The sequence below is a fragment of the Streptomyces bicolor genome, from assembly GCF_000719285.1.
Classification (GTDB): Bacteria; Actinomycetota; Actinomycetes; order Streptomycetales; family Streptomycetaceae; genus Streptomyces; species Streptomyces bicolor.
In genome coordinates this window covers 1-13,354 of the sequence record NZ_JOFS01000069.1, presented here as the reverse complement: position 1 = coordinate 13,354, position 13,354 = coordinate 1, and the positions used below count along the sequence as shown (strand labels likewise).

The 13,354-nt window shown below is 71.6% G+C and carries 13 protein-coding genes and 1 pseudogene; 7 read left to right on the top strand and 7 right to left on the bottom strand.

Translation table 11 applies throughout. The features are described 5' to 3' along the window. The first annotated feature begins 94 nt into the window (after positions 1 to 94). On the top strand, positions 95 to 1,486 hold the full coding sequence (locus IF78_RS0142125) for a Gfo/Idh/MocA family protein (RefSeq protein WP_051828670.1): 1,392 nt from the start codon (positions 95 to 97) through the stop codon (positions 1,484 to 1,486). On the opposite strand, the gene IF78_RS0142120 is transcribed toward IF78_RS0142125, so the two are convergent. The 5 genes from IF78_RS0142120 to IF78_RS0142100 form a co-directional block, all read right to left on the bottom strand. After that, positions 1,468 to 1,881 carry a Zn-ribbon domain-containing OB-fold protein gene (locus IF78_RS0142120; RefSeq protein WP_031488000.1) on the bottom strand — a complete coding sequence of 138 codons (414 nt, stop codon included), beginning with the start codon at positions 1,879 to 1,881 and terminating at the stop codon, positions 1,468 to 1,470. The two genes, IF78_RS0142125 and IF78_RS0142120, sit on opposite strands and share 19 nt — an antisense overlap. 158 nt (positions 1,882 to 2,039) lie before the next feature. Beyond that, on the bottom strand, positions 2,040 to 2,780 hold the full coding sequence (locus IF78_RS0142115) for a TetR family transcriptional regulator (RefSeq protein ID WP_031487999.1): 741 nt from the start codon (positions 2,778 to 2,780) through the stop codon (positions 2,040 to 2,042). Positions 2,781 to 2,817: 37 nt separating this feature from the next. After that, a complete protein-coding gene (locus IF78_RS0142110) occupies positions 2,818 to 3,030 on the bottom strand; it encodes a Trm112 family protein (protein ID WP_031487998.1) in 213 nt (70 codons plus the stop codon). A 135-nt stretch (positions 3,031 to 3,165) separates the two neighbouring features. Beyond that, a complete protein-coding gene (locus IF78_RS0142105; RefSeq protein ID WP_031487997.1) occupies positions 3,166 to 3,915 on the bottom strand; it encodes a class I SAM-dependent methyltransferase in 750 nt (249 codons plus the stop codon). After that, the gene (locus tag IF78_RS0142100) at positions 3,908 to 5,305 is read right to left on the bottom strand and encodes a glycosyltransferase family 4 protein (protein WP_078662811.1); all 1,398 of its coding nucleotides are present in this window, start codon (positions 5,303 to 5,305) and stop codon (positions 3,908 to 3,910) included. Before IF78_RS0142100 ends, IF78_RS0142105 begins: the two co-directional genes overlap by 8 nt. 685 nt (positions 5,306 to 5,990) lie before the next feature. On the opposite strand from IF78_RS0142100, the gene IF78_RS0142095 reads away from it, so the two are divergent. From IF78_RS0142095 to IF78_RS0142075, 6 genes and pseudogenes are all read left to right on the top strand, one after another. Next, complete coding sequence (locus IF78_RS0142095; RefSeq protein ID WP_031487995.1) at positions 5,991 to 6,179, top strand: hypothetical protein; 189 nt, start codon at positions 5,991 to 5,993, stop codon at positions 6,177 to 6,179. A 3-nt stretch (positions 6,180 to 6,182) separates the two neighbouring features. Further along, positions 6,183 to 7,403, top strand: coding sequence for a PucR-like N-terminal domain-containing protein (locus tag IF78_RS0142090; protein WP_031487994.1), 1,221 nt, complete (start codon positions 6,183 to 6,185; stop codon positions 7,401 to 7,403). A 429-nt stretch (positions 7,404 to 7,832) separates the two neighbouring features. Then, positions 7,833 to 7,913, top strand: a pseudogene (locus tag IF78_RS50235) (MerR family transcriptional regulator); the annotation flags it as partial. Positions 7,914 to 8,592: 679 nt separating this feature from the next. Beyond that, the gene (locus IF78_RS0142085; protein WP_051828672.1) at positions 8,593 to 8,802 is read left to right on the top strand and encodes a hypothetical protein; all 210 of its coding nucleotides are present in this window, start codon (positions 8,593 to 8,595) and stop codon (positions 8,800 to 8,802) included. 371 nt (positions 8,803 to 9,173) lie between these two features. Further along, entirely contained in the window at positions 9,174 to 9,791 is a 618-nt protein-coding gene (locus IF78_RS0142080) for an RNA polymerase sigma factor (protein WP_031487992.1), read from the top strand. 59 nt (positions 9,792 to 9,850) lie between these two features. Next, positions 9,851 to 10,585 (top strand): hypothetical protein, encoded by a 735-nt coding sequence (locus IF78_RS0142075; RefSeq protein ID WP_051828668.1) that lies wholly within the window; start codon positions 9,851 to 9,853, stop codon positions 10,583 to 10,585. 324 nt (positions 10,586 to 10,909) lie between these two features. Here IF78_RS0142075 and IF78_RS0142070 read toward each other — a convergent pair whose 3' ends face one another. Next, on the bottom strand, positions 10,910 to 11,110 hold the full coding sequence (locus IF78_RS0142070; RefSeq protein ID WP_031487990.1) for a hypothetical protein: 201 nt from the start codon (positions 11,108 to 11,110) through the stop codon (positions 10,910 to 10,912). A 234-nt stretch (positions 11,111 to 11,344) separates the two neighbouring features. Next, positions 11,345 to 12,679, bottom strand: coding sequence for a serine/threonine-protein kinase (locus IF78_RS0142065; protein ID WP_031487989.1), 1,335 nt, complete (start codon positions 12,677 to 12,679; stop codon positions 11,345 to 11,347). Positions 12,680 to 13,354: the final 675 nt, after the last annotated feature.

Genomic DNA, 13,354 nt, shown 5'->3' with positions numbered 1-13,354 from the left:
CGCCTCACAGCCGAATCCACCCCGAGCTGGCGCGGCACCTAGAACCTCAACGAATTAGGGCATCCAGGGACTAAACAACGGAACGAAACGCCCTCTGAGCCGAACTCCTCGTCACCGCGCCGCCGTTGTCGGCACCGGTCACCGAGCCCAGACCTTCACCCGGGCCCTCGCCGAACGCCCCGACCACCTGGTCGCCGCCCTCTGCGACCCGAGCCCCACCCGCATGGCCTTCCACAACCGGCTGCTGGCCGAGGCCGGCGCGCCCACCGCCACCCAGTGGGAGCTGGACCGCTTCGCCGACATGCTGGCCAAGGAGGAGATCGACGAGGTCGTCGTCACGACGGTCGACGCCGAACACGACCGGTACATCGTCCCGGCCCTCAGGGCCGGCTGCCGCGTGGTCACCGAGAAGCCGATGACCGTCGACGCGGACCGCTGCGCCCGCATCCTTGACACGGTCCGGGAGACCGGCAACTCCCTGACCGTCGCCTTCAACTACCGCTTCAACCCCGTGCACGAGAAGGTCCACGCCCTGCTCGCCGAAGGCGCCGTCGGTGAGATCCTCTCCGTCCACTTCGAGTGGCTGCTCGACGTACACCACGGCGCCGACTACTTCCGCCGCTGGCACCGGGAGAAGGACCTCAGCGGCGGCCTGATGGTGCACAAGTCGGGCCACCACTTCGACCTGGTCAACTGGTGGCTCGCCGACGAGCCGAGGGACGTCTTCGGCTACGGGCGGCTCGGCTTCTACGGCCGCGCCGCGGGCGAACGCCACGGGCTGCGCCGGGCCTACGACCGCGCCCACGGCGCCGACCGGGCCGCCGACGACCCCTTCGCCCTGGATCTGGCGGCCAACGACACCCTGCGCGCCCTCTACCTCGACGCCGAGCGGGACGACGGGTACGTCCGCGACCGCAACGTCTTCGACGGGCCCGTCACCATCGAGGACGACATGGCCGTCCTCGTGCGGTACGCCAAGGGCGCGACGATGACGTACCACCTCACCGCGTACTCCCCGTGGGAGGGCTATCGGGTGATGTTCAACGGCAGCGCCGGACGGCTGGAACTCGAGGTCGAGGAGAGCCGCTGGCAGCCGCCCCGGACCCGGATCAGCTCCCGCGGCGGAGCGCTGCACGGGGACACGGCCGCCGCCGAGCACCCGGGCGGCGCGCGGCTCACGCTGCGTCCGCTGTGGCGGCCTCCGGTGAACGTTCCCCTCGTGACCGCCCACGAGGAGCACGGCGGGGGAGACCCACGGATGCTCGACGCCCTCTTCGGCCCCGTCGATCCCGCGCACGCGGTCGACACGGGCACGGCCGCGCACCCCACGGCCACCGAACGCGACGGCGCGCTGGCCCTGGCCGTCGGACTCGCCGCGAACCAGTGCTTCGAGACGGGACGGCCCGTCGCCGTACGGGACTTGGTCCCCGGCCTCCGGGAGGCGTCAGGCGGTCGGGAGCAGGCGGCTCAGGTCCAGGCCCGGTAGGGCTCGTCGACCAGCTGGAACACCGGCTCGCCCCGGACCGGGTCCTTCGCCGTGGACAGCCGGACCCGGTCCCCGCTGTGGATGCCGATGGGCGGGCCCATGACCCGGCCGCGCACCACGAACCCCTCGGCCATCTCGACGAGCGACACATTGCGCGCGGCGGGGGTGTTGCGGTGCACCACGGTGGAGTGGCGGACCGTGCCCACGCCCTCGCTGCGCTCCGTGCGCAGCTCGCTGCCCTGACAGACCGGGCACAGCAGCCGGTGGTACATGGCGGTGCCGCACCAGGTGCAGCGCTGGAAGAGCATGGCCTCCGGGTCCGGGGCCGTGGGGTCGAGGAGGCCGGCGGCGAAGCCGGTGGTCTGACGAACAACGCTGCCTGAGTGGTGGTACACGCTGGTCAACTCCCTGCGCTCGGCCGGAATCCCACGTGCTCGGGGCGTCCGGGCACGCTTGTGCGCGGCTCACCGTGCCACCGCGCACATCGGCAGCGTATGGCACTCAGTGCCAGACGTAAAGGCACTCCGTACCCTTAATCTGGCGGGGGCCCGGATCAGTCGCGCCCGAGCGTGGTCTCGATCTCCTGGACGACCCGCCACAGCGGGGCGCCGCGCCGGGACACGACGACCACGACGTCGTCGGGCTGCTCGTCGACGGCGGGGCCCGGGGTGGGGGCGACGCCGAACGCCGACTGCACATAGGCCAGCGCGTGGTCCACCGCGGCGTCCGAGTCGCCCTGGCCGTCCGACCGCAGCCACGAGCGCAGCGCGTTGTTGTGCGCCGCGACCACGGCTGCGGCGATCACGTCGGCCTGCAGGGTTCCGTCGCGCCGGCCGGCGAAGCGCTCGCGCAGATACTCGGCGAGGGCGCGCTCATAGCGCCACACCACGGACAGTTCGTACGCGCGCAGCCCCGGCACCTTCTTGGTGAGCTGGTAGCGCTGCACGGAGAACGCCGGGTTCTCCGCGTACATGCGCAGCACCAGCCGGGCCGCGTCGCACACCCGCCGCACCGGCTCGTGCTCGTCGTCGCTCGCGGCGAGGAAGGCCGTCATGTCGGTGAGGCACCGCTCGTGGTCGGGGAAGACCACGTCCTCCTTGGACGGGAAGTAGCGGAAGAACGACCGCCGGCCGACACCCGCCAGCGCCACGATGTCGTCGACGGTGGTCTGCTCGTAACCCCGCTCCAGGAACAACTGGAAAGCCGCCGCGATCAGCGCCTCGCGCATCGGGGGCTTCGCCGTCCCGGCCTCCGTCTTCTCGTCGCCGCCGGGTGTCGCGTTGCTGGAGCTCATGGAGGGGAACGTAGCACCGGAGCGGGGCAGATGGCACTCAGTGCTGCCTTGGCAGGGTACTGAGTGCTGCCAGCTCCTGGTCGGAGATCGGCACGCCGGAGCTGGGAAGGAGCTGCGGGATGCCGTCGATCACGGGGTAGCGGCGCCGCAGCCGGGGGTTGTAGAGCGCGGAGCCCGGTTCGTCCAGGATCAGCGGGCCTTTGTCGAGCGGGCAGACCAGGATCTTCAGCAGCGGGTCGTCGGGCCTCATGAGCGGTTCCTTTCGATGCGGGACGGTTGGCGTGGTGACGCCGCGGGGCGGGGGCGGCGTGTGCGGGAGCCTGGACGGTGGGGCTCATGAACGTGCCTCGCCGGGACGTGCCTCGTGGCCGACCGGCGTCGCGGGCTAGCCGGTGCGGCGCAGGATCAGCAGGAGATTCCAGGTGGCGAACTCCCTCAGCCCGGGGATCCGGGTGACGGCTGCCGGGAGGACGGGCCAGTAGCGGGAACGGGCCGAGACGATGCGCACGTCGTCGCGGGCGCGCACATGCCGCAGGGTGGGGCCGATGTGGACGGGGAACAGGTTCTCGCCGACGGTGTGCTTGGCATCGCGGCCGGTCCGTCGCCGGTGGCGCTCGCGTGCCCGGCCCGCCCCCAGGTAGTGCCAGGGCGCGGTCTCGTGGCCGCCCCACGGGGAGAGCCAGTTGGTGAAGGAGACGTAGATCAGCCCGCCGGGCCGGGTCACCCGGACCAGTTCGCTGAGGAAGGTCCGCGGATCCGCCACGTGCTCCAGCACGTTGGAGGAGAAGCACACGTCCGCGACGCCGTCGGGCACCGGCAGCAGATAGCCGTCGGCGACGACCGCACCCTCCGGCGGGCGGCCCCGCGCTCCCAACTCCCGCGAGTCGGGCTCGAAGAGGTAGGCGTGAGCACCCCGGCGGCGGAACTCCTCGGTGAAGTGGCCCGGGCCGCCGCCGACGTCGAGGACGATCCGGCCCCGCAGGTCCGTGTGGCGCGCCACCTGGGCGACCGCGTCGCGCGCGAGCAGCGAGTAGCAGCGCTCGGGGTCGGCCTGCTCCCGCAGGAGGGCCCTGAACAGGGTGAGCGATCTGCGCAGCGAGGGGTCCCTGAGGGGACGTTCGACGGCCTCAGTCATGTGCGGTCACCTCGGGCGCCGGTGGGTCGGCGGTCGGCGGCGGGACGACGGGGCGGGGCTCGGCACAGGGCGGGCGAGGTCCCGGAGCGACAGCCGGCTGGTGCGTTCCGGGCGCCACGGTCCCGCCACCCGGCGTGGACCGTGCCGTCGCGCGGCAGGCCTCCGCGGCCACCTCCCGGAACTGCCGCACCGTGCTGCTCCAGCGGAAGTTGTCGGCACGCGCCTCGGCGGCACGCCCCATGATCCTACGGCGCTCCGGGCTGAGCGCGAGCGCGCACCAGGCCGCGGCGAACGAGCTCTCACCCCCGGCCAGCACACCCGTCACCCCGTTGACGACGGAGTCCCGCAGACCGGGTACGGCGAAGCCGACCGTCGGAGTGCCGCGCGCGGCCGCCTCGGTCACCACCAGACCCCAGCCCTCCACCAGGGACGGATGCAGCAGTAGCCACGCCCGGCACAGCAACCGGTGCTTCTCCGCCTCCGGGACCCGGCCGGTGAACATCACACCGGGCCCGGCCATGGCCTGGAGCCGCTCCCGCTCGGGGCCGTCGCCGACGATGACGAGCCGCCCGCCGGTGACCGGACGCACCCGCTCCCAGAGCCGTAGCAGCAGATCGATCCGCTTGTACTCGACCAGCCGCCCGACCGCGACGAACAACGGCTCGGCGGCCTTGGGCAGCAGCGGCCCGGGTGCGTCGACGCCGTTGTGGACCACCCTGATCCGGTCCGGCCCGACGCCGATGGCGCGCAGTGCCGCGGCGGTGGAGTCGGACACGGCCACCGTCAGGCTGCCGCGGTGCGGCCCGGTCAGCGCCCAGTGCTCCAGCCTGCGGCCGAGCCGGGCCACGGGACCCGGGTAGCGCATGTCCCACAGGTCGGTGTGCACCTGGTTCACCAGGCACAGCGTCGGCCCCTTGTGCCACAGCGGCGCCAGGTACGGCATGCCGCCGCACACCTCCACCAGGAGGTCGCAGTCGCCGACCCGACGGGCGAACGCCCGCTTCGCGCGCAGGAAATGACCTGCGTCGCCGCCCGCCGACACCACGCGGTAGCCGCGGATGGGGGCACCTCCCGCGCGAGCGGATTCGAGCGTGGGGGAGGCCGGGCCACCGCACAGCAGCGTGACCTGGTGGCCCTCGGCGTTGAGTCCGTCGGCGAGGCGGTCGACGAGGAGTTCGGAGCCGCCGGCGGCGGGGTTGTCCAGGTCGCGGCGGGCGAGGAAGACGATCCGGCGCGGGAACGGGGACGGGCCGGAGGCAGTGCCGTCGGGGCCGGGCGTACGACGACGGCCGGCATGCGGACCAGCGGCACCGCGATGAGCGGTAGGGGCGGCATGAGCGGCGGTGATCCCCTCCTGGCCGAAGACCGGGGAGGAAGTGTGCTGGGGCATCGTTGCTCCAACTCGTCGAATGCGGGGGCTGGGGGCCGGGCGTCCGGGGAGACACGCTGGGCTGCGATGTTGTGTGACGGTTTTGGCGGGTTCCGGGGGAACGCGCAGGTACTGGTAGGTAACGTCAGTTTTCGGATGGACCGTTCGATATGGCTACGCACGCGGGTGACAATTTCTCCCCGCTCTCGCACCCGGGCCAGTCACCTGTGTGAGTCCCGTCGGCTCGCTGTGAGTCCGCCGGTACGGCTCGTCGCCGCCGCTCACGGACCAGGAACGTCAGTCCGGCGGCGGTGGGCACACCGCCCGCGAAGGTGGCGAGCGTGGGCGCGGTCTCGCCCAGGACCTCCAGCCGGCGACTGTCGCGCAGTGTCTGCGTCACCTGGGGGCGCCGGGTCGCTTCGGTGGATCCTCGGCCCGATGCCGGCGTTCATGATCCGGCCCGTGCGCCGCTCCACCACCACCTGGGCGCCACGGCACCGGTGAAGCGGTGACCCTCGTGCTCGAGTACCTTCGCGGTGCAAGCGGCTCACCCGGCGCGAAGATGGCCTACCGGGGAGTAAGTAGTTGTGACCGGCGAAATCAGGCCGCTATTGACCCCATGTCAACAGTGACTCGATACTGATCGGGCCGGACCGGGCCGGAACGCTGGGTGACCACCTCGTCGAACGAGAGGCTCCTCGTCCCCATGCCAAGAAACCTCGCCGCCCTCCTGACCTGCGCACTCTCCGCCACCCTGGCCACGGGCGCCGCTTTCGGCCTCGTCACCGCCCTGACCGCCACCCCCGAGCAGCCGAACGTCCCGCTCGTCACCTTCGCCGACCCGGCCGGCGCCCGGCCCGCCCCCGCGCCCTCCGCGCAGACCGCCGACCGCTAGGAGATGCTGCCCGTGCCCGCGTCCTCCGCCTGGCACAAGGTGCCGCCGGACCAGGTGCGGCGGTTCGCCGAGCTGGCCATGGAGCAGGTGCCCGACATCGCGCAGGACATCCTGCGGGCCATGCGCCGGGAGTTCCCCAACCTCGAGCTGACGACCGACGAGAGGGGCGAGCCGAAGGCGCTCGTGGCGACCAGGCTCGCGCTCGAGAGCTTCGTCGCGCAGCTGACCACGGACATCGAGCGACCCCGCGAACTCCCCGAGGTCTTCAGGGAGTTCGGCCGCAACCAGGCCCTCGCGGGCCGTCGCCTGGACTCCCTGCAGGCGATCTACCGGCTCAACGTACGGCTGGCCTGGCGCAGCCTCGCCGAGATCGGGCAGCAGGTCGAGATCCCGCCGCCCGCGATGTACGAACTCGCCGAGTCCGCGTTCGAGTACCTCGACGAGCTCGTGTCCCACTCCCTGCACGGCTACGCAGAGGTCGCCGCCGGCCAGGCGGGGGAACGGATCCGTCGCCGGCGCCTGCTGGTCGACCTCCTCCTCACCGAGCACCGCACCGACCCGACCGCCGCCCTCGCCGAACGCGCCGCCGCCGTCGACTGGCCGCTGCCCGAGGAGGTCGCCGTGGCCGTCCTGCTTCGCCCCGCCCAGCAGTCCGTCACGCCCGCCCTGGGCGACGAGGTCCTGCTGGACATGGACGGCGAACCGCCCCGACTGGTGCTCGCGGACCCCGACGCACCCGGCCGCGTCGAGCGGCTGTACCGCGCCATGGGCGGCTGGTCCGGAGCCATCGGGCCCAGCGTTCCCGTGACGCGGGCCGCAACATCACTGCACTGGGCGACGACGGGCGCCCGCATGATCCAGGAGGGCCTGCTCCCGCAGGGCCACCTCCTGCGCTGCAGCGAACACGCCGAGGCGCTCGTGCTGCTCCCGGCCGAGAAACTGATCGACGATCTCGCGCGCCGTCGGCTGGCCCGGCTGACCGAGACGGGGCCGGAACAGGCCCGCCGTCTCGCCGAGACGCTACTCGCCTGGCTGGAGACCCAGGGCGGCGCGCCCGAGGTGGCAGCCCGGCTCGGCGTCCATCCCCAGACGGTGCGCAACCGGCTCCGGCAGATCCGGGAACTGTGGGGCGATGACCTGGCCGACCCCGATCGCCGCTTCGAGCTCGAACTGGTGCTGCGCACGCGCCGGTTGCGCGGGGAGCTCGCCGGCCCGGACGCCTGACCGGCGGTGCCGCACACGTCGGGGGAGCGCTCTCCTCAGGCGCGTTCGGGTCCGTGGCTGCCCGCGCCGCACAGCCGGTGTACTAATCAGCCCCTCCGCTGACCAGCGGGATGAAAGGGAAGGATCCCGCCGGGCCCGACTACCACTGGGTGCGTGACGGTCCGGCGTGCGGCCCCTCGAGCCCGGCTGCATCGATGCTGCGAGTTCTGGACTCTCGACCTCTTCGTCCCGAATGCGGTCCGATCATGTCGCCTACTTGCTTCGGCTGGCATTGTGCTGGTCAGAGCGCGGGTCGTGGTTGGTCTCGGGCGGCTTCGCAGGGGCTCTGGGGGAAGATCTTGTCCCAGACTTCTCCCAGGGCGGGGCGGTCCTGGGGTTCCGCCGATGACTCAGGTCGCGTTGGCTTGAGCAAGTTTGCGCCCGCCTAGGATGTCGGGTCCGCGCATGCAGATCAGGGAGGTCGCCGCACGGACCGCGCTGTCGCTGCGCACCATTCGGCACTATGAGGATGGCGTGCGGTACGCGATCGTGTCCGTGAACTCCGTCGACAAAGCCACGGCCACATCGTTGCTCCCGCGCCAACGTGCCATGCCCCGGGTAGAGGCAACGGGCCTTCGCCAGAGCATCGCTCCGAGCCGCCAGCCTGCCGCTAACTGGCCGCGAGCCGGAACTCTGAACTGGCCACCGACACAGGCCACGTCTTGCCGCTTGTCGTGCGCCGCCCTTAGCTGGGCATACGCTACGTCGCCGAGTGGCGACGATCAGTGTCCGGGAGGGGTGCTATTCCGGTTTCGGTAAATCTGCACATCGGCTGCGCAACCTCGGCGCGGTGTGCGCGTGATCCGGACTACGTCCCTGCCGTATAGCGCGCTGTTCGCGCGGAGTGTCCCGTTCGGGAACGTGGTCGCAACACCGGCTGGGATCCCGCTGCCGCGTGACATGTAGAGAAGCTGCCTCCAACTTGTGTGCGTGACTCCATGAATGCGCAGCCTGTTCGTTCAACTTCCCGGATGCGCGCTCCGGTTGATTGGTCGCGCGGCGTGCTCCGTGCTTTGATCCTCAGCGCCGCAGGGCCGCGCGAAGGTCTCCGGAAGCGGGGATCGCGTGCCCTTCTGCGGCCGAGACCCGCGAGCTGTCCCCAGCGGGGCCGCCCCCCTTGTGGATCATCCATATGAAGGGAAGTTTCATCATGAACTCCGCTCACCAGGTTGAGATCGTTGAGATCTCCGACGCCGAGCTCGACAACGTCTCGGGCGGCCTGAACCCGCACGCCAGCCTCGTCGCCGGCCCGACGGCGGTCAGCAGCGCGGATGTCCTCGCCCAGGTCGACGGCGTCAAGAACGAGGTCCTGGGCGCCGCTGGCCAGTACAACCACGCCAGCGTCAGCGCGTCCCTCTGATCGACGGCCCGAATCAGTCGGTGAGCCCCCTCCAGACTGAGGGGCGTTGGGCCGTCGGCGGATTCAGGCATGCTGCACGCTAGACAAGGCTCCTGGCAGCGATGGGTTCTTGACTGAGATCACCCGTGTCTGCCAGGAGCTGGGCGTGCTTGCTTCGCTGTCCAGTCCGCGCTTCCAGGGTGGGCTGGGGTGAGAGGGTACGGGGCCGATGAGGCGCCCGACGGGCCGTAGCGCTCTGTGAGCGCAGGGGTGTCTGAGGGTTGTGACACTTCTGTGCGGCCTGGCGCTGATGAGTGGGGGACAAGCCCTTTGGTGTCCCCGGTGCGGGTTCGTCAACGCTCGCTGCGCACTCGGTACGAACGGGGACAGTGTTGGGCATACATGATGAACCCCGCAGCGTGCAGGCGTGCGACGGGGAGTTGGCGGTGGCTGTCGCGCGAGCCCAGGAAGGCGACGAGTCCGCGTTCGCGGTCGCGTACCGGATGGTGCAGCCCGGACTGGTCGGCTATCTGCGGGGGCTGGTCGGAGACGACGCGGAGGACGTGGCGTCCGATGCGTGGCTGGAGATCGCCCGGGACCTGGGCCGGTTTTCGGGTGACGGGGCGGGCTTCCGCGGCTGGACCGCGGCCATCGCCCGGCGCCGGGCGATGGATCATCTGCGCCGCCAGAAGGGGCGACCCCGATCGACGGCGTGCGAACAGGACGCACAGAACCTGCCCCGCCAGCACAGCACGCACGACGAGGTGCTGGAGTCCATATCCACCGAGTACGCCCTTCGGCTGGTCCACGGGCTGCCGCGGGACCAGGCCGAGGCCGTGCTGCTGCGTGTCGTTGTCGGCTTGGACGAGCCCGCCGCCGCCCGTGTCATGGGCAAGCGTCCCCGTGCGGTGCGCACCGCTGGGTGCCGTGGGCTGAAACGCCTTGCCCGTCGGCTCGGCGTCGCAGATGTGACGCACGAGGTTCCCCGGACGCTGGGGGAGTCGATATGAACGGCACCGACGGCCGACCGGCGGACAGGGACGGATGCGGAAACGGGATGAAAGCGGGCATGCGTGAGCCGCACAACGACGGCAGTACTCCCGGCCGTCGGCGCGTGCACCCAGGCGATGCCGTGACCGGCCCGGAGGGCGCCGCACTGGAGGCACTGCTCGCCGCCCTGCCCCAGGCCGCTGCCCACACCGAGGACGAACAGCGAGCCGTGGCGGCCTTCCGGGCCGCCCGGGACGCCGGGGCACACCGGGCGCGCACCCGGCGCCGGGACGACTGGCGTCCGCGCGAGCGGCGGCGGGTCTGGCACTCGGTGCGGGCCGCTGTGGCGCTGTCCGTGGCCGGCCTCACCCTGAGCGGCGTCGCGGTGGCGGCGATCGGCGTCGTCCGCTCGTCGGACGACGGCCACGGGGACCGGCGGCCGCCGCAACCGGCGGCCACTGCTTCCAGCCGGGCCGGCGCGGGCGCGTCTCCCGCCGAGTCCCGCACGCCCGGTGCCTCCGCCACGCCTGGCCACCCGGCCAACGCCCAGGTCACCGAGGCCCACTGCAGGGCGTACGAGAAGGTCAAGGGCCACGGCAAGGCACTGGACGCGACGGCCTGGCAGCGGCTCGTCGACGCCGCCGGCGGTGAGAAGAACGTCGCCGTGCACTGCGCCGAGCAGTTGGCGCGGCCCTCGGCAGGAGACAAGCAGGGCAAGTCTGAGAAGACCAAGAAGGCCCAGGAGACAGAGACGACTGAGGAGACGGTCAAGCCGAGCAAGCCCGCCAAAACGGCCAAGCCCGAGAAGTCGTAACCGCCTCGACGCGGCTGTATGGCCCGCGTGCACGGTCAGGTGTGACAGATCAGATCAGTGGTGCGCTGTAGGAGGCGACCCGATCACGAGGGTCGAGGGGTCCGCCCTCTGTGGAGGAGGCAGCGGGCTCCGACGTGCAGGGGCAGGCTCGGTTACCCCCGTGACGGGTCTGCCCCTGCTCGAGGAGGAAGGCCGGCCCTGGGTGCCCGACCGCGCAGCGGTACCCAGGGCCTTCTCGGTGGGCGGGGTGGCAGGGGCCGCTCTTCAGGCTTGCGGCAGCCTCGCCGGATCAGGGCCCGCTGCACGCCTCGGCTGAGGCCGTCGTCAGGCCGTGCTGTTCCAGTCGTACGGACCGCCGCCGCGCCACTCGATCAGCTCGGGGTCGTCGACGGCGGTGTCCTCGGCCGGCAGGCCCGCCTGGTGCAGGAAGTCGAGCACGTCGAACAGGTTGTACGCGGTGCCCATGCGCTCGCCGTTGATCGTCACCCGCCGTTCGCCGTCCGACGCGGGTGGCAGCACCACCACGGGAGGACGCTCTCCATGGCACCACCATGCACCTTGAGACGGTGTGCAATCGCTGGCCACCCTGCTGTGGCGGCGCATGACGGTGGTACTCAGCGGATGTCCTCCAGCGCCGGCCGGCCGGACAGACCGGTCGGCGCTACGTGGTCGGCGACGCCCAAGGGTCGCACTCCCGGGTAAGGCCCGGGTCAGCGAGGCGCGGCAGACCGTGCTAGGAGTTCGAGCCCCGGGCTCCCGTCAGTGCTTGCCCTTGCCATCGCGTTTGCCGGGCTTCTTGGGGCTCTGGGCGTCGGGCGCCTTGACCGTCTCCTGCACGTCGGGCTGCGCCGGGGATGAGGAGAGTGACGACGTGGGCGACGGCGAGGAAGCGGTGCCGTCCGCCTTCGAGGTGGGTGACGTGGTGGTCGCGGAGGACGGGGACGTGGTGGGGACCGCGCTCGTCGACGGCCCGGTCTGCGGTCCCTGCGCCGAGCCGGTGCCGGACGAGAACCACGCCATGCCGACGAGCAGCGCCACGGTGAACAGGGCGGCGCCGCCCAGCACGGCCATCAGCCGGGTACTGCCAGGGAACGGCAGGCGCGAGCGGCGGGGCACTGTACGGTGCACGCTCGTCTTCCACTCGTTGTCCGCCACCGAACCGAAGGCGCCCCCAGCGGAGGCACTGCCCGAAGACATTGCCGGGGCATGGGCCTTTGAACCCGTGACGGGCGGTACGCCCGGGCGGCTGTGCTCGTGGTGTTCGCTGGGCAGGGGTTCCGGCGTCCCGCGCCAGGCTCCGCGCCCGAACCAGTCGGCCACCTCCTGGGCCGTGGGCCGGTCCCCGGGCTCCTTGGCCAGCAGGCCGAGCAGATAGCTCTCGAAGGCGGGCGGGAGATCGGCGCCGAGCTGCCGGGGCGGGACCAGGGCGGCGTCGAGGTGCTGGTGAAGCACCGCGAGCGCGGCGTCGGCCTGGAACGGCGGACGGCCGGTGAGGAGTTGGTAGAGCACGCAGCCCAGGGAGTACACGTCGGAGGGCGGGCCGGCGGTGCGGCCCAGAGCGCGCTCGGGCGCGAGGTACAGGCTGGTGCCGACGATCTGCCCGGTCGCGGTCAGCGCGGCGCTGGGGTCGTCGAGGAAGCGGGCGATTCCGAAGTCGCCGATCTTCAGGGTGCCGTCGGCGTCCAGCAGCAGGTTGGCGGGCTTGATGTCCCGGTGCACGATGCCCTGCCGATGCGCGGCGGCGAGCCCCGCGGCGGCCTCGGCGGCGATACGGGCCACCCGCTCGGCGGGCAGCGGACCGGAGGCGGCGAGCACCCGGGCGAGGCTGTCGCCGTCGACCAGTTCCATCACCAGGAACAGGCGGCCCTCGGACTCGCCGAAGTCGAGCACGCCGACCACATGCGGGTCGCTGAGCCGGCCGGCGGTCTGCGCCTCCAGCCGGAAGCGGGAGGTGGCGGTGGGGTCGGAGCCCTGAGGGAGCAGAAGCTTCACGGCCACCGGTCGGCCGAGTGTCTCGTCGAAGCCCCGCCACACCTCCCCCATCGCGCCCCGCCCGATGGCGTCCCGCAGACGGTACCGGCCCGCTATCAGCACCTGTGTCTCATCCTCATGCCCAAAAACGTCTCGGTCGCCGCAGGCCATGGCTCACCGCGAGGGCGCGGATCAAAGGTGGGGGGTGCCGCAGCGGCCCCAGCGTACCGGCCCTGCAACGGCGGCCTTCCGGGGCGTGTGGACCCGGAGGCCGCGCTCGGCTGTTATGAGGAGGCCCCACTGGATGAGGAGGCCCCACTGGTGGCCGGCAGTTGTGCCTGGTTCGCGGGCGAGTCGTGATGGCCTGAAGTTTCGCCCTTCACAAGCACGCTGGACTCGTGAGCATCTCCCACTTCCCGTGACACTCTTGGCACACGGTGCGCTGGGAAGAGTGACCCGATCATGAGGGTCGAGGCGCCCCGACTCATGGGGAGGTACGCGGGCGCCAGCGGCAGGAGCGGCTGGTTCCCCCCGTGCCGGCTCGCTCCTGCGCGCATACGGCAGCCCGGGTGTCCCACGTGGCAGTGGCGCCCGGGCTGCTGTCGCGAGTGGTGCGACGGGGGGCCTGGCGAGCCGGCTGTCGGCAGCCCCGATTCATCGTGGACGCCATCAGAACCTAGCCAGGGGACGCCCCGCTTTAGCGGGGTGGGGAATGGCTTCTCTGGATTGCTCTGACCTCAACTGGGTGCACGGATCTGCACTGTTCACCTGTACCGCCTTTCTGCCGCATTAGACCTG